Source organism: Enterobacter sp. RHBSTW-01064 (assembly GCF_014103035.1).
In the GTDB taxonomy this organism is placed as follows: Bacteria; Pseudomonadota; Gammaproteobacteria; order Enterobacterales; family Enterobacteriaceae; genus Enterobacter; species Enterobacter mori.
The window spans coordinates 307,287-322,561 of sequence record NZ_JABXOU010000006.1 but is presented as its reverse complement, the minus strand read 5'-3'; the positions used below and the strand labels follow the sequence as shown (position 1 = coordinate 322,561).

The window sequence follows — 15,275 nt, the reverse complement described above, 5'->3', positions numbered from 1 at the left end:
CCATGTTTCCGGTTCATACCCTACGCTTACCGGGCCTACGGGATCGAGTAGGCCGGGTAAGGCGCAGCCGCCACCCGGCGATTTCAGCTCAACAGCGCAAACGTCTGCCGCTTCGGCCTTTCCAGCAGCTCAACCGCCTCTTCATACGACCGCACGTTGTTATAGCCCATCACCAGCCCGTAGCGTTTGCCCGACCCGCGATACCACTCCGAAAGCGCATTCACCTGCAGCTGCTGTTCCTGCCAGCAGCGCGCCACTTCCCGGTCACCGCTTCCTCTGGTCAGGAACGCCACGATATGCATCCCGCCGTCGTTTTGCTCGGTGAAAAACAGATCGCCATACACCTCGCGCAGGGCGGCAATCATCCAGTCGCGGCGGGTCTGATACAGGGCGCGCATCTTTTTCAGATGACGGAAGAAATGCCCCTCGCTGAGAAACGCGGTGAGGATCTTTTGCGTCAGCACCGGCTGGCCGCTGGTGGTAATGTCCGCGCAGTCGGTAAAAGCCCCGACGGTGCTGGCGGGCATCACCACGTAGCCCATGCGCAGCGACGGCATGATGGTTTTACTGAAGGTCCCCATAAAAATCACCCGGTCATGCTGGTCGAGGCTTTTCAGCGACGGCAGCACCTTGCGGGTGTAGTGAAACTCCCCGTCGTAATCGTCTTCAATGATCCACGCCGCGTTCTGGCTGGCCCAGTCGAGCAGCTGCTGCTTGCGCGGCAGCGAGAGGGTGACCGCCAGCGGGCTCTGGTGCGACGGGGTGACGATAGCAAAACGGGCGTCGCGATGGTGACGGAGCAGGAAGTCCGTGTCGATACCGCAGCGATCGACCGGCACCGTGTGCAGGCGCGGCACGATCCGCTTGAGCAGCTGCTGGCCCATAAAATAGCCCGGATCCTCAAACACCACCTTGTCGCTGCGGCTGGCAAGCGTGTCGAGGATCAACCGCAGGCTGCCGCTATAGCCGCTGGTGATCAGCACCTGCTCGGCGGTGCAGGAGAGCCCGCGCGAGATGTTCAGATAGCTGGCGATCGCCTGGCGCAGCGGATACCAGCCCAGCACCGGGGGGTTGAGCATCTCCTCCTGACGCATGGCGCGCGTTGCCTGGCCTGCCAGCAGCAGCCATTTTTTATACGGGAAGCTGTCGAGGGCGGGGATGCCGGGGCGCAGAAACCCCGCCCGCTCGCGCTGGCTGATGAGCGATGCCGGAAGCGCGCCGGTGGGCTGCTCCGCAGGGGCAGTCTTATCCGGCAACAGTAAATCCGGGTTCACCCGCGTGCCGCGCGCGCCCTGGCTCACCAGATACCCTTCACCCGTCAGAATGGCATAGGCCGTTTCGACGGTTTTACGCGCCACCTTCAGCTCTTCCGCCAGCACGCGGATGGCTGGCACCTTATCGCCCGGCTTCAGCACGCCGCGCGTGATATTGTCGCGATAGCGGGAATAAATCTCGTGATAGCCCGGCTTCATGTCCTACCTCATTTTACTATTTTTGTATCTTTTTACTATGTCATGAACGGCGTAGATTTGCTGTATCGCATGACATATGCCGCACAAAAAGAGGAAAGACCATGAGCACTCGCGTCAACCACCATAAAGCTACACCTGCCCTCGCCAACGCCCTGTCCGCCCTGAGCATGGAAGTGGCAAAAACCTCCATCGACCCGGCGCTGAAGCACCTGATCGACATTCGCGTGTCGCAGCTAAACGGCTGTACTTTCTGTCTGGATATGCACTCGAAAGAGGCCAAAATCGCCGGCGAGCGCGAGCTGCGCCTGTACCATCTGGCGGCCTGGCGCGAGTCCCCGCTGTTCAGCGCCCGCGAGAAAGCCGCGCTGGCCTTCACCGAAGCGCTGACCCAGATTGGCGTTCACGGCGTGAGCGACGCGCTGTACCGCAGCGTGGCGGAGCACTTCTCAGACGTGGAGATTTCAGAGCTGAACTTCGCCATCGTGGCGATCAACGCCTGGAACCGTCTGGGGATCACCTCCCGCATGGAACCCGGCTCGCTGGATGCGGCTTACGGGCTGAATAAGGCTAACCTGGAATAATCCCGCGCTCGCGGATCATCGCCACCAGTGCCCGTAGCCCTGGCGGAACGTGGCGATGGCCGGGGTAATACAGGCGCAGCCCGGCAAAGGGCTGCGCCCAGTCGTTTAAGACGCTCACCAGTTCTCCACGCTCAAGCTCTTCCCGGATATAGAGTTCCGGCAAAAATCCCACCCCTAATCCCGCTTTCACGGCGCGGATCGAGGCAAAAAGATCGGACGTCGCAAAGCGCGGCGGCACGGCAAGGGCGTACGTCTCACCCCGACGCGCCAGCTCCCAGCGGTAGATCCCGCCGTGGGCCATGCGCATGCCGATCCCCTGATGTGAAAGCAGATCGTCCGGCGTCTGCGGAATGCCGTGACGTGCAAAATAGTCCGGCGTGGCGGTCACCAGCTGGCGGATCTCCCCGGTCAGCGGCACGGCGATCATGTCCTGCGGCACGGACTCCTCCAGGCGGATCCCCGCGTCATAGCCTTCCGCGACGATGTCGATCATTCGCGCTTCGCTGGCGGTCTCTACGCGCATCTTCGGGTAGCGGATCATAAAGTCGATCAGCAGCTGGTCCAGAAACAGGGTGCCGATATGGTTCGGCACGTTCAGGCGCAGCGTGCCAGTAAGTTCCCCGGCGTCACTGTGGATCTCCTCGCCGGCGAGACGGATCTCCTGCAGGGCCGGGCCGATACGCGACACATAGCGCTGTCCGGCGTTGGTGAGCGCCACGCTGCGGGTGGTGCGGTTGAAAAGGCGGGTATCAAGGCGGCTCTCCAGCCCGGCGATGGCGTTGCTTACCGCCGTGGCGGACATGCCCAGCTCCTGCGCCGCGGCGCGAAAGCTGCCGCGCCGCACGACGGCCATCACTACTTCCAGCTCTGTCAGACCTGAACGATGCATAGATTATCCTGAAAATCGAAACAACCCTTGCAGCATAGCGTGGATTATCGCAACGGAGAAGCCGTGCCAGACTGTGCTCACACAGCCTGAGGAGGTTTATATGCACACCATCGAACAGATCTTTATTAACGGCGAATTTGTTACCCCGCACGGCACCGAGTGGTTTGATTTGTACAACCCGGCGACGGCGCGGGTCATCGGCCAGGTTCGTCTGGCGGATGAGGTCGACGCAGAGCGCGCCATTGCGGCGGCAAAAGCGGCGTTTCCGGCGTGGTCGCAGACCACAAAGCAGGAACGCATCGCAGCGCTGAAACGTATGCACGCCGCCGTGGCCGCTCGCCACGACGATCTACTGGAAGCGGTCATTGAAGAGTACGGTGCCCCCGCCTCGCGCTCGGCGTGGATGGCCAGCTATCCGGCGGAGGTGATTGCTCAGGCCATTGAGGCGCTGGAGGCGTTTGCATTCGTCACCCCCGCAGGCGCGGCAACGGTGCAGATGACGCCGCTTGGGGTAGCCGGGCTGATTACGCCGTGGAACAGCGACGCGGGATTTATCTGCGGTAAGCTGGCGGCCGCGCTGGCTGCGGGCTGTACGGCAGTCATCAAGCCGAGCGAAATGAGCGCCCTGCAAACCTGGATTGTCACCGAAGCGCTTCGCGACGCTGAACTACCGCCGGGCGTGTTTAATATCGTCACCGGGCGCGGCGAGACGGTAGGTGAAACCATCAGCCGCCATCCGGACGTGGCAAAAATCTCGTTTACCGGCTCCACGAATACCGGCAAAGCGATCCTGCGCAACGCGGCGGAGAGCTTTAAGCGCGTGACCCTGGAGTTAGGCGGTAAATCGCCGACGATCCTGCTGGATGATGTGGATCTGACTCAGGCAATCCCGCTGGCGATGCAGGCCGGGTTTATGAACAGCGGGCAGGCGTGCGTGGCCGGGACGCGTATTCTGGTACCGCAGGCGCGCAAGGCGGAGATCGAAACCGCGCTGGCGCAGGCCGTGGCGGCGGTGAAATCCGGCGACCCGCGCGATAGCGTGACAGAGATCGGCCCGATGGTCAGCGAGAAGCAGTGGCTGCGGGTGCAGGGGTATATCCGCAAAGGGATCGAAGAAGGGGCGCGCCTGCTGGCGGGCGGCGAAGGGCGACCGGACGGGACGCGAGACGGCTGGTTTGTGCGCCCGACGCTGTTTGTCGACGTGAATAACCAGATGACCATTGCCCGCGACGAGATTTTTGGCCCGGTGCTGTGCGTGATCCCCTATCGTGACGAGGCGGAGGCGATCGCCATTGCCAATGACACAGAATACGGACTGAGCGCGATGGTGCTGGGCGGCGATGCGGACCGCGCGCGACGCGTGGCGCAGCAGATTGTTTCCGGTCGCGTGCTGGTGAACACGCTTGCCCATGAGCCGAAAGCGCCGTTCGGCGGGTTCAAGCACTCCGGCGTGGGGCGCGAGATGGGCGAGTGGGGGATTAGGGCGTTTATGGAGCCGAGGTCGGTTCTGGGTTAAACCCTGCCCGGTGGCGCTACGCTTACTGGGCCTACATGAGTCCGTAGGCCGGATAAGCGCAGCGCCATCCGGCACAACACTTCGCTCCTTACCGAAGCATTGTGCTTTTTCCTCCTGCATTCTCTCCTCACCCTCACAACGGAGAGACACCCATGATTGCAGTCCTTTTTGAAGCCAAAGCGGAGCCTCATCATCAGGCGCGCTACCTGCAGCTTGCCGCAGAGCTTAAGCCGCTGCTGGCGGACATCGACGGCTTTATTGATATCGAACGTTTTCAGAGCCTGACCACCGACGGCAAAATTCTCTCGCTCTCCTGGTGGCGTGACGAAGAGGCCGTCCGCCGCTGGAAGCAGAACGCGTTTCACCAGGCGGCGCAGGCCGAAGGGCGGGAGTCGATTTTCGCGTACTACCGCATTCGCGTGGCGCAGGTGGTGCGGGAATATACTTCTGAAACCGGGGGGCATAGCGATGTATGACGTTCATGTGATTTTCTGCGATATCCCCGGTGAACTGGCGCGCTTTGGACAGCTGCTGGGCCGCAGCGGCGTGGGGCTGGAAGGCGGTGGCGTATTTGGAACGCATGCCCATTTCCTGGTGGAAGAGGGGGAAAAAGCCCGTCGCGTGCTGACCGATGGCGGGTTCAACGTGCAGGCCATACGCAAGCCGGTCATCAGAAAACTCAAGCAGGAGCGTCCCGGCGAGCTGGGTGAAATTGCGGCGGCGCTGGCCGCAAAGGGCGTGTCAATCCTGACCCAGTACAGCGACCATGCGAATCACCTTATTCTGCTGACGGATAATGATAAGCTGGCCGCAGAGATCACAGAACCCTGGGCGACGAATGTTAAAGACGAGCTTACCCCCTGATAGTAGCGCGGCGCTGGAACAGGCCGTTGCGGCTGTGGCGGCGGCAATGGCCGATCCGTCGCGCGTGAAGATGCTGTGCGCGCTGATGGACGGGCGGGCGTGGACCGCTACCGAGCTGAGCGCGGTGGCAGACGTTGCGCCGTCGACCGCCAGCGGGCATCTCGCGCGGCTGGTGGAGGGAAAGCTCATTACCTGCCTGTCTCAGGGGCGGCATCGCTACTATCGCCTGGCGGGACACGACGTGGCGGCGCTGGTCGAGCAGATGATGGGGCTCTCCTGGAGCCGCATCACGCCGCCGGAAACCACCGCGCCGAAAGCCATGCGCGAAGCGCGAACCTGCTACGACCATCTTGCGGGCGCGGTGGCGGTGCAGATCTATGAATTCATGCAGGCGGAAGGCTGGCTTGAGGCTGGCGGTTCAGCGTTGACACTCTATGGCCGGGAGCAGTTCCTGGCGCTCGGTATTCCGCTAACGCCTCACCCCCGTCGCAAGGCTTGCTGTGCCTGTCTGGACTGGAGCGAGCGGCGGTTTCATCTTGGCGGTGAGGCGGGCGCGGCGCTGTTGATTTATCTGGAAAGCAAAGGCTGGATCCTGCGGGTGGCGGGGTACAGGGAGGTGGTGGTGACGGCTTCGGGGAAAAGTGCCGTCAGGAAGTATTTTAGCCGCTAAACTCTGCTGCGGACTGGTGCCCTCACCCCGGCCCTCTCCCACGGGGAGAGGGAGACATCATTTCGCAATTCCTGCGCTTTTACCTCTCGTTTCTTGATACTTACCATGATAACTATTATCTTGACCGCGTGTGACGAGAGGTTTCCCCCCATGAGTGAAGAAGAACTGTTCTGCCGCAGGCCGATGGGTATGCGGATGGCGATGATCGTGCGCCAGTGGCGTGCCGTCATTGACGATGCCATTCTCGATACCGGGTTAACCCAGTCGAGCTGGACGGTGATGATGCAGCTGCATCAGCTCGGGGATAACGTCTCCATGAGTGAGCTGGCGGAGGTGCAGGGCATTGAACTGCCGCCGCTGATGCGCACTCTGACACAGCTGGAAAAGCAGGGTTACCTGCTGCGCGCCGTATCGCCTTATGACAAGCGCATCCGGCTTCTGACGCTGACGCCTGAGGGAAAAGCCATATTAAAAAGGCTCACTCAGGTGATTGAGACCTATCAGGCGCGCGTATCGCAAAACATCGCGCCGGAGCATATCGAGATTTTCAGCGCCACGTTGAATCAAATCGCCTGCAATTTGCGGACAATCCGCGAAGAAGATAACAAGACCGAAAAATAATGACTCCTGAACAAAAGTTTGCCCGCTGGGTAAGGGTGAGTATTGCCTCTTTCCTGCTGATGTTTGTCTACTTTATCGTCGCGGATATCTGGATCCCGCTGACGCCGGACTCCACCGTGATGCGCGTGGTGACGCCGGTTTCTCCGCGCGTCTCCGGCTATGTGGCGGCGGTACACGTCCACAACAACAGCCAGGTGAAGAAAGGCGATCTGCTGTTTGAGCTCGACGACACGCCGTTTCACAATAAAGTGGAAGCGGCGCAAATCGCGCTTGAGCAGGCACGCCTGTCCAACGAACAGCTGGATGCGCAGATCGCCGCCGCGCAGGCCAGCCTGAAAACCGCCGTGCTGACCGCGCGTAATGACAAAGTGACCTTCGACCGCTACCAGAAGCTGAGCACCCTGCAGAACGTCTCGCAGGCGGATCTGGATAAGGTTCGCACCACCTGGCAGAGCAGCGAGCAGTCCGTCAGCTCCATCCAGGCCAATATCCATAACCTGCGCATTCAGCGCGGCGAGCGGGACGAGCACCGCAACGTGACGCTGCAAAAATACCGCAACGCGCTGGATGACGCAGAACTCAACCTCGGCTGGACGAAGGTCTACGCCCAGGCGGACGGCACGGTCAGTAACCTGCAGTTAAGCCCTGGCTTTTACGCTTCGTCCGGCTCAGCCGCGCTGGCGCTGGTGAACAACCAGACCGATATCGTCGCCGATTTCCGCGAGAAGAGCCTGCGCCACACCCATCAGGGCACCGACGCCGCTGTGGTGTTTGACGCCTTCCCGGGACAGGTGTTCCGCGCCCACGTGACCAGCAGCGACGCGGGGATACTGGCGGGTCAGGAGGCCGTTAACGGTCAACTGTCCGAACCGGAAACCTCCAACCGCTGGGTGCGTGACGCCCAACGCATGCGCATTCACGTCGCGCTGGACGAGGCGCTGCCGAAGCATCTGCCGACCGGCGCGCGCGCGACCGTGCAGCTCTACAACAGCGAGGGGCCGTTTGCGCGCTTCTTCTCCGGGATGCAGATCCACCTGGTGAGCCTGCTTCACTATGTCTATTAGCACCCTGGCGCGGGTTTTTACCCCGCACGGCAACATCGTCTACACGGCAAACGACTTTCGCCAGACCCTGCGCATCGTCTTTGCCGGGATGATTGCGCTCAGCATCTCCAGCTTTTACAACACCAGCTACGGCGTCTTTTTCGTGGTCTATCCGATCATGCTGCTGTCGCTGGTGCCGGTCTTTAACCGCCACGTGGCGAAGCAGTTTATCTTCAGCGCCGCGCTTAACTGCGTCGAAATGATCTTCATCATCGGCTATCTGTCGCAATGGCCGGTCATCATGACGCTGGTGGTGTTTGCCCTGTACGTGATGCGTTTTCGCTTTATGAGCAAGGGGCCGCTGTTTCTGTTTGGCTCAATGGGCGTGGTATGCCAGAGCGTGATGCTCAATTTTATGAGCTACCCCACTACCAACTGGCACACGCTGCTGTTTTCCAACATCGAAGCGAGCATCATGGCGGTGTGCCTGAGCGCGCTGATGAACTATCTGCTGCCGGACGTGGAGCCCCGCAAGCCGCCGCCGCTGATTGAGAAAGACGATGCCCGCGTGCGCCACGAGTCCTTGCTTTCCGGCACCGTCGCGACGCTGATATTCGTGGTGTTTCAGATTAGCGACTTAAGCGATTCGCTTTCGGCGCTGATGGCGGGGATTTTGATTCTGTTCCCCATGCACTACCGCGGTTCGGTGATGAGCTCTATCTGGCGCGTGGTCGGCGTGGTGCTGGGCTGCCTCTATATTCTGGTGGTGCAGCTGATCCTCTACGATCACAGCAGCCATATGCTATTGATGATGCCCCTGATTGGCCTCGGGCTGGCGTTTGGCGCGCGACTCCACGTGATGGAGAAGGTGGGTGCGGGAGTGGGCTTCTCCAGCATCACCACCATCGGCATTATGTTCGGGCAGAATATGCACCCGGACACTGACCTGGTGTTCAGCGATCTCTATCGCATCACCTCCGTCACCTTTTCGCTGGTCGCAACGCTGACGATGGTCTTCCTGGTGCACCTGATCCTGAACCGCTTCGAGGCGACGCGCTACGTCATCGCGCCGCCCAAAGTAGATTAATGCCCCAGCACGGTCGGCAGCTGCGAGAGTAAAAACAGGATCAGGCCAATCGTCCCGCCCACCAGCGTGCCGTTGACGCGGATGAACTGCAGATCTTTACCGATATTCAGCTCTATCTGGCGGGACATGTCTTTGGCGTCCCAGCTTTTGACCGTGTCGCTGATGTGGCGCGTCAGGAACGCGGCAAAATCCGGTGCGACGCGATGGGCGGCCTGCTCCAGATGTTCATTCAGCGAAGCCTGCAGGTTAACGTCGTTTGTCAGCGTTTCACCGAACCACTGACCGGCATTAGCAACGCGCTGCTTCACGCGGGAATCCTCGCTCTGCATATCCGCTTTCAGCCACTGGCGCAGGTCAGCCCACATCTCGCCCAGATAGCGGTTAAACGCCTCATCGTTTTTCAGGTAGTGCTTGATGTTGTCGGCTTTCGCCGCCATCTCCGGATCGGTTTTCAGGTTGTCGATAAGCTTCAGCGTAGCGCGGTCAAATGCCTGGCGGATCTGGTGCGTGCGGTCGTGGCTGATATCGTCCAGCAGCGTATTCACCGCGTTCGACACCATCTCCGCGCTTTGATCGCCCAGCCACTCGGTGGGCAGTACCATCGCTTTGCGCGGATGTTCGGTCTTCAGCCAGTGGACTATCTGGTCAGAGATAAATTCCCGCGTGCTCTCCCGCTGAATCAAGGTAATCAGGCGGTTGATGATCGCATCCAGCAGCACCTGGTGGCGGTTGTTTTTGGTCATGCTCTCCAGCATGACGGCGCTGGTTTCGGTGAGATCGACCTTATCGATGGCCTTATGCACCGCCCGTTTGAGCAATCGCTGAATGCGCCCGTCGTCGGTGAGTTCCAGAAAACCACTCATCACCTGAATCAGATGCTGCCCAACCCGCTGCGCGTTATCCGGCTGGCTGAACCAGACGCCAATCATCTGTGCGGGCTCATAGCGGCGGATGAGTGCCACCAGCGACTGGGTATCAAGAAACTTCTCCTGCACGAACTGGCCGAGATTGTCGCCGATCTGGTCTTTATTACGCGGGATAATCGCCGTATGGCGCGAGATAAACGGAATAGGCACCCGGCGGAACAGCGCAACCACGGCAAACCAGTCTGCCAGCGCGCCGACCATCGCCGCCTCGGCAATGGCCTTCACGCCGCGCACCCAGAAGGTCTGCGGCAGGAACAGGGTGGTGAGGAACGCTGCGGCAGCAATCAGCAGCAGCGACAGCGCCAGAAGCTTGGCGCGTTTGAGTTCGGTATGTTTTTCCATGGGTTAAGGATAGAGGGTTGTGCACCAAAAGTGCAAAGCTGATGTAAGAGGAGGGAGACGCAGCCTATGTGCGAACAAACGGCTATTATATTAAAAAATATATACATCAAAATTATCTATTATTCATTTTTCTATGTTTTTTGTGCTTATTTATTCCCGACAGTAAGGTTTTGTGACCGACACGGTAATTTCGATTTTCTTGTGAGTCATAAGATAAAGGACTATTCGCACAAGGAGACGGTATTAATGACATGGGAATATAAAGTATCGACAGGAGTATTGAGCCATAACGGCGAATTTGTCGCTCACTGCTACAGCGGCGCGGGTGAATCGAAAGATAAGCCTGAGTGTGAAAGTCAACGAAACAGAGGACCGATTCGCAGAGGTATTTATTTTATTGCCGGATGGAATAATCACAAAAGTGCAGAGGCCATTGTTCTTGAACCTATAGCTGGCACTAATACTTTTGGCCGAGATCATTTCCAGATTCATGGGGATAAAAAAGGTCAACCGCCAGGTTCGGCATCAGCAGGTTGCATCATTATGAACGGCCAGGACAAACGTCATATGATTTATGATTCAGGTGACACAATACTGGTGGTGCGATAATGAAGTATATTATTGCGCTATTCTTTTTTTGCTTGCCGGTGGGTTTATTTGCCAAAAACCACACTCCTGAACAGATATTGCAAATGATAAATGACAAAGGTGCCAGGACCGTTGTAAGTGAACTGGATTCAAATGATAACGGTGAGTCGGAATGGTGGAATCATATCATCCCGAAAATTAGGAGCGGCACACAAGCATGGTTAGCCGTAGCGAGTGCCCTTGAACCCGGGGTGGACGCCAGTACGGCTGAAGATTTAAAGGCGGCACTTTCTGAAGCCATCCCGCATAACCCTGAAGATGTCTTAGCAATCTTAAAAGACGATAAACCGTTGCTCACTATTGAACAAGTCTGCGCTTTTGCCAATTTCCCTGAGACGGAAGCAGAAAGTAATAAGCTTTATGTCGATTCCATCAGGGAGATGTTTAAAGTTAACAGCCCGAAGGGTAAAAGATGCCTCGCTGTTATGATCGCCACCGTTGAACACTCTGTTCCATTCGATAAGGATATTTAAATGGCCATTCCGGGATATATGTCATTAATTGACGATGCGGGTAATATTATAAAAGGGAGCGTGAAGATTAAAGACCGAGAAAACCAGATTGAGGTTTTGGGACTTTATCATAATGTGAGTTATAACTCTGACTTGCACAACGGTAGAGCGTTGAGCAAGCGCCAGCATCGTCCCTTTCTTATTGAGAAAGAAATTGATGCCTCCAGCGTTTTTCTCTATAAAGCACTTAGCACGGGCGGTACCCTCAGAAAAGCGACTATCGACCTGTACAGAATCAATGATGCCGGTCAGGAAGAAATCTATTTCACGATAACGCTGGAAGCGGTGAAGGTCGTCACGCTATTTTCATTGATGCATGACGTGAAAGAGACTTACCATGAAAAGCAGGGGCATCTTGAGCTTGTTTTGCTTCGTTATGAAAAGATCACCTGGCATTACCGTGACGGTAACGTTATCCATTCGGATGACTGGGATTATCGGTTAGGGGCTTGAAAGCAGCCCTGTAAATTCTTTCATATCAACCGCCACAGCACCCATCCCCCAAACCCCATCAACACCACCCCCGCCGTGCGTTCTATCAGCCAGAGCGAGCGGCTGAGCCTCTGCTGCACCACCGCTAACCCCATCAGCGACACCAGCGCCAGATCCCACACCAGCACCACCATCACCATCCAGACGCCGCAGGTCGCCTGTTGAAGCAGCGTCACGTCCGGCCCCAGCAGCGCCGTCGTCAGCGCCAGATAAAACAGCGCGTTCTTCGGGTTTAACAGCGCCGAGCCGAGCCCCAGCAGGATCTGCTTGCGCAGCGAGGGAAAGCGCTTGCGAGTTTCATTCAGCGCCAGCGCTTGCGGGCGGCTGCGCACCAGATGCGAGCCGATCCACAGCAGGTAAAGCGCCCCGCAAAGCTCGATAAGCGTAAACAGCCACGTAAACTGGCGCAGCGCGCTCCAGCCGAGAATCACCAGCAGGATGTACACCCCGTTACCCGCGGCGATGCCGAAGCACAATCCAGCGCTGCCGCGCACCCGATAGCGCGCGGCGTAGCCCACCAGCAGGAAGAAATCCGGGCCCGGGCTTAGCAGGGCAACAAAGTGCGCCAGCGCCAGGGCGAGAAAAGCGGAAGGGAATAACAGTTCCATAGCGACCTCGGTTAACAATCCGAGGCTAGAGTACGGCGCTGCAGATCCTATTTATTGTCTGATATTGATCGGCCCGTGGCGTACTGGCGCGGCGTGGCAGCGGTATAGCTGACGAAGGTCTTATGAAAATGGCTCTGGTCGGCAAACCCGCTCTGGTAGCCGACGTCGGCAATATCATCCCCGGCGCGCAGCCGCGCCTTGGCGTACTCCACGCGGGAGATGTTAAGGAAGCTGCCCGGCGTCAGGCCGGTGTCCTGTTTGAAGGTGCGAATCAGCGTCTCCTTGCGCAGCGAGAAGCGTTGAGCAAGCTCGTCAAGCGAAGGTGGTGCAGCAAGGTCGGAAAGAAATGCCTCCTGAACCTGCTGGCTGGTTGAACGAAGCGCATCTGCGTTATCTGTGCCGCGGGGAAGGGCAGAAAGCAGTATGTCCAGGGCTGCTGAAGACAGCGTCTCGACAACGTCCAGGTAATGGGCAAACAGGTCAGGGCTACGAATCACCTGCAGCGCCAGAGGAAGCTCTGTATCGATATAGAGCATATGGTAGCTGCGCGGTTGCCCGGCGACGGGGTTGCAGCTGTGCGGCGCATAGGCTGGGATCACGATGAGGTCACCTGGATTAAGAATGTACTCTCTGTCGTGACATACGCAGCAGGTCTGGCCCTCCACAATCGCGCCGATGGAAAGCTGAGGGTGACTATGGCGTTTGTACGCCTGCGTGCTCTGCCAGGTGCTGCGCAGCTCAAGGCCTGAGGCGCGGTGAAAAGTCTGGCGGACGTGTCGGGTATCGGTCATGGGCGCTCCTTCTGAAGGTTTTTTATACCACGTCAGCAAACCCTCTGGCAGCGCTTCATTAAGAACCTTCCGGATATACCCAACTTTACGCCCACAGCCAGTCATGTTGACTACCCTTAATACCCTAAGCGGTAAAACAAGGAGATTCGACATGGCTTATCAGACAGTAAATCCTGCCACTAACCAGCTCATCAAAGAATACCCCTCACATACCGATGCGGATATCGAAGCGGCGCTCAAGGCGGCCGATGCGCTTTACCATTCGGACTGGGCGAAAGGCGACATCAGCCAGCGCCTGCCGGTGCTGCATAAGCTTGCCGATCTGATCGACGAGCGCACCGATGAGCTGGCGAAAATCGCCAGCCAGGAGATGGGTAAGCTCATCGAGCAGAGCCGCGGCGAGGTGAAGCTGTGCGCGCAGATCGCCCGCTACTACGCCGACAACGCAAAGCAGTTCCTGGCGCCGGTGAAATATGATTCAGAACTCGGTGAAGCCTGGGTGGAACACCACCCCATCGGCGTGCTGATGGCCGTTGAGCCGTGGAACTTCCCGTACTACCAGCTGATGCGCGTCCTGGCCCCAAACCTGGCGGCGGGCAACCCGGTGATCGCCAAGCATGCCAGCATTGTGCCGCACTGCGCCGAAACCTTTGCCCACCTGGTGCGCGAGGCGGGAGCGCCGGAAGGGGCATGGACCAACCTGTTTATCTCTTCGGATCAGGTGGCAAATATTATTGCCGACGATCGCGTGCAGGGGGCGGCGCTGACCGGTTCCGAAAAAGCGGGCAGCGTTGTAGCGGCGCAGGCGGCGAAGCACATCAAGAAATCCACGCTCGAACTGGGCGGTAACGATGTATTCGTGGTGCTGGACGATGCCGACCTTGATAAAGCCGTGAAGATCGGCGTTAACGCGCGGCTCAACAACGCCGGACAGGTGTGTACTGCGGCGAAGCGCTTTATCCTGCACGAGAAGATTGCTGATACGTTCCTGAGCAAATTTACCGAGGCGTTTAAGCAGGTGAAGATAGGCGATCCGCTGGACGAAAGCACCACGCTGGGGCCGCTGTCGTCTAAAGATGCTCTGGAAACGCTGACCAAACAGGTTAACGAGGCGGTGAAAAACGGCGCGACGCTGCACCATGGTGGCAAGCCCGTACAGCGCGACGGGAGCTTCTTCGAACCGACGATCCTGACGAATATCTCCCGCGACAACCCGGCGTACTTCGAAGAATTCTTCGGCCCGGTGGCGCAGGTTTACGTGGTGAAAAACGACGACGAAGCGGTCGCGCTGGCGAACGACTCCCACTACGGCCTGGGCGGGGCGGTATTCAGCCAGGATATCGAGCGCGCGAAGAAAATGGCATCGCGCATTGAGACTGGGATGGTGTATATCAACTGGCTCACCGATACCGCGCCAGAGCTGCCGTTCGGCGGCGTGAAGCGCTCCGGCTACGGACGCGAGCTGTCGGATCTGGGGATCAAAGAGTTTGTGAACCAGAAGCTGGTGGTGGTGCGCAAATAATAACCGAGACAAAAAAACCTGCCGCATGGCAGGTTTTCTTGTTCGTTCGTCGGCTTAGAAGCTTACGCCGCCGCCCACGTATGCGCCGTCGATCAGGGTGTGGTTTGGACGACCGTCTTTGCCGTCAACGCTCACGTGGCGGTAACCCACTTTCAGCGTAACCGGTTTGATTGGGGTCCAGCTTACGCCGCCGTTAGCTTCAACATAGTTTTTCACGCTGTTGTTTAGCCCGTCTGGCGCAACGTAACCTTCGCCGAAGACCTTGATGCTGTCGGTCAGAGCAACGTTCACGCCGCCGCCGATTGGGAACGCCACGCCGTTATCGCCTTTTTTCGGGCCAACGTAGAGAGCCTTAGCGCCTGCGTTCAACATCACCGGGCCGACTTCAAAGTTGTAGCCTGCACCTACGCCACCGGTTGTGGTGCCGTCATCGGTATTTTTCAGCCAGTTGCCTTCGGTATACAGGCCGGAGGTAGATTTACCCATTTCCACATTCAGGTTGGTAAAGTTTTTACCCTGCTCAATGCTGCCGCCCATTGCCAGTGCGGAGCCAGATACCGCGGTCAGAGCGGAAAGGATAAGTACGTTAAGCTTTTTCATGAGTTTTTCCTCGTCATTAAATTAATCTGAGGGCACCTTAACAAGTGATGTTTATGACTGCAAATGTGATGCATGTCGTGGTTTTATGCTG

18 protein-coding genes are annotated in these 15,275 nt (G+C 58.2%); 12 read left to right on the top strand and 6 right to left on the bottom strand.

Annotated features, from left to right (window positions below; genetic code table 11):
* Positions 1 to 83 precede the first annotated feature (83 nt).
* On the bottom strand, positions 84 to 1,472 hold the full coding sequence (locus tag HV355_RS18950; RefSeq protein WP_182403010.1) for a PLP-dependent aminotransferase family protein: 1,389 nt from the start codon (positions 1,470 to 1,472) through the stop codon (positions 84 to 86).
* A 101-nt stretch (positions 1,473 to 1,573) separates the two neighbouring features.
* Here HV355_RS18950 and HV355_RS18945 point away from each other — a divergent pair, with 101 nt between their 5' ends.
* Positions 1,574 to 2,053, top strand: a complete 480-nt coding sequence (locus HV355_RS18945; protein WP_010427243.1) for a carboxymuconolactone decarboxylase family protein — start codon at positions 1,574 to 1,576, stop codon at positions 2,051 to 2,053.
* Here the strand turns inward: HV355_RS18945 and HV355_RS18940 are convergent.
* The gene (locus HV355_RS18940; RefSeq protein WP_182403008.1) at positions 2,040 to 2,942 is read right to left on the bottom strand and encodes a LysR family transcriptional regulator; all 903 of its coding nucleotides are present in this window, start codon (positions 2,940 to 2,942) and stop codon (positions 2,040 to 2,042) included. The two genes, HV355_RS18945 and HV355_RS18940, sit on opposite strands and share 14 nt — an antisense overlap.
* A gap of 100 nt (positions 2,943 to 3,042) precedes the next feature.
* Between HV355_RS18940 and HV355_RS18935 the strand changes: the two genes are divergently transcribed.
* The 7 genes from HV355_RS18935 to HV355_RS18905 all read left to right on the top strand — a co-directional run bounded on the left by HV355_RS18935 (position 3,043) and on the right by HV355_RS18905 (position 8,743).
* Positions 3,043 to 4,458: an aldehyde dehydrogenase family protein gene (locus HV355_RS18935; RefSeq protein WP_182403006.1), complete on the top strand. Its 1,416-nt coding sequence runs from the start codon at positions 3,043 to 3,045 to the stop codon at positions 4,456 to 4,458.
* Positions 4,459 to 4,610: 152 nt separating this feature from the next.
* Complete coding sequence (locus HV355_RS18930; RefSeq protein ID WP_182403004.1) at positions 4,611 to 4,934, top strand: antibiotic biosynthesis monooxygenase; 324 nt, start codon at positions 4,611 to 4,613, stop codon at positions 4,932 to 4,934.
* Positions 4,927 to 5,322, top strand: coding sequence for an amino acid-binding protein (locus HV355_RS18925; RefSeq protein WP_182403002.1), 396 nt, complete (start codon positions 4,927 to 4,929; stop codon positions 5,320 to 5,322). Before HV355_RS18930 ends, HV355_RS18925 begins: the two co-directional genes overlap by 8 nt.
* Positions 5,297 to 5,992: a winged helix-turn-helix domain-containing protein gene (locus tag HV355_RS18920; protein WP_182403000.1), complete on the top strand. Its 696-nt coding sequence runs from the start codon at positions 5,297 to 5,299 to the stop codon at positions 5,990 to 5,992. Before HV355_RS18925 ends, HV355_RS18920 begins: the two co-directional genes overlap by 26 nt.
* A gap of 150 nt (positions 5,993 to 6,142) precedes the next feature.
* Positions 6,143 to 6,613 carry a MarR family transcriptional regulator gene (locus tag HV355_RS18915; protein WP_023334371.1) on the top strand — a complete coding sequence of 157 codons (471 nt, stop codon included), beginning with the start codon at positions 6,143 to 6,145 and terminating at the stop codon, positions 6,611 to 6,613.
* On the top strand, positions 6,610 to 7,677 hold the full coding sequence (locus HV355_RS18910; protein WP_182403027.1) for an HlyD family secretion protein: 1,068 nt from the start codon (positions 6,610 to 6,612) through the stop codon (positions 7,675 to 7,677). The genes HV355_RS18915 and HV355_RS18910 overlap by 4 nt, the downstream gene beginning before the upstream one ends.
* The gene (locus HV355_RS18905; RefSeq protein ID WP_182402998.1) at positions 7,667 to 8,743 is read left to right on the top strand and encodes a DUF2955 domain-containing protein; all 1,077 of its coding nucleotides are present in this window, start codon (positions 7,667 to 7,669) and stop codon (positions 8,741 to 8,743) included. The genes HV355_RS18910 and HV355_RS18905 overlap by 11 nt, the downstream gene beginning before the upstream one ends.
* Here HV355_RS18905 and HV355_RS18900 read toward each other — a convergent pair.
* Positions 8,740 to 10,011 (bottom strand): DUF445 domain-containing protein, encoded by a 1,272-nt coding sequence (locus HV355_RS18900; protein WP_182402996.1) that lies wholly within the window; start codon positions 10,009 to 10,011, stop codon positions 8,740 to 8,742. The genes HV355_RS18905 and HV355_RS18900 overlap by 4 nt on opposite strands.
* Positions 10,012 to 10,077: 66 nt before the next feature.
* On the opposite strand from HV355_RS18900, the gene HV355_RS18895 reads away from it, so the two are divergent.
* From HV355_RS18895 to tssD, 3 genes are read left to right on the top strand one after another with little or no spacing between them, the layout of a single operon-like run.
* Positions 10,078 to 10,620, top strand: a complete 543-nt coding sequence (locus HV355_RS18895) for a tlde1 domain-containing protein (protein WP_249420877.1) — start codon at positions 10,078 to 10,080, stop codon at positions 10,618 to 10,620.
* Positions 10,620 to 11,132 (top strand): hypothetical protein, encoded by a 513-nt coding sequence (locus tag HV355_RS18890; protein ID WP_182402994.1) that lies wholly within the window; start codon positions 10,620 to 10,622, stop codon positions 11,130 to 11,132. The genes HV355_RS18895 and HV355_RS18890 overlap by 1 nt, the downstream gene beginning before the upstream one ends.
* Positions 11,133 to 11,624, top strand: coding sequence for a type VI secretion system tube protein TssD (gene tssD, locus HV355_RS18885; RefSeq protein WP_182402992.1), 492 nt, complete (start codon positions 11,133 to 11,135; stop codon positions 11,622 to 11,624). It abuts the gene before it with no gap.
* 20 nt (positions 11,625 to 11,644) lie between these two features.
* Here the strand turns inward: tssD and HV355_RS18880 are convergent, their stop codons facing one another.
* Complete coding sequence (locus HV355_RS18880; RefSeq protein WP_182402990.1) at positions 11,645 to 12,271, bottom strand: LysE family translocator; 627 nt, start codon at positions 12,269 to 12,271, stop codon at positions 11,645 to 11,647.
* Between the two features lie 47 nt (positions 12,272 to 12,318).
* Positions 12,319 to 13,062 carry an AraC family transcriptional regulator gene (locus tag HV355_RS18875; RefSeq protein WP_148400854.1) on the bottom strand — a complete coding sequence of 248 codons (744 nt, stop codon included), beginning with the start codon at positions 13,060 to 13,062 and terminating at the stop codon, positions 12,319 to 12,321.
* Positions 13,063 to 13,213: 151 nt separating this feature from the next.
* On the opposite strand from HV355_RS18875, the gene HV355_RS18870 reads away from it, so the two are divergent.
* Positions 13,214 to 14,584 (top strand): NAD-dependent succinate-semialdehyde dehydrogenase, encoded by a 1,371-nt coding sequence (locus HV355_RS18870; protein WP_182402988.1) that lies wholly within the window; start codon positions 13,214 to 13,216, stop codon positions 14,582 to 14,584.
* 54 nt (positions 14,585 to 14,638) lie between these two features.
* Here the strand turns inward: HV355_RS18870 and HV355_RS18865 are convergent, their stop codons facing one another.
* A complete protein-coding gene (locus HV355_RS18865) occupies positions 14,639 to 15,184 on the bottom strand; it encodes a YfaZ family outer membrane protein (RefSeq protein ID WP_063428749.1) in 546 nt (181 codons plus the stop codon).
* Between the last annotated feature and the right edge of the window lie 91 nt (positions 15,185 to 15,275).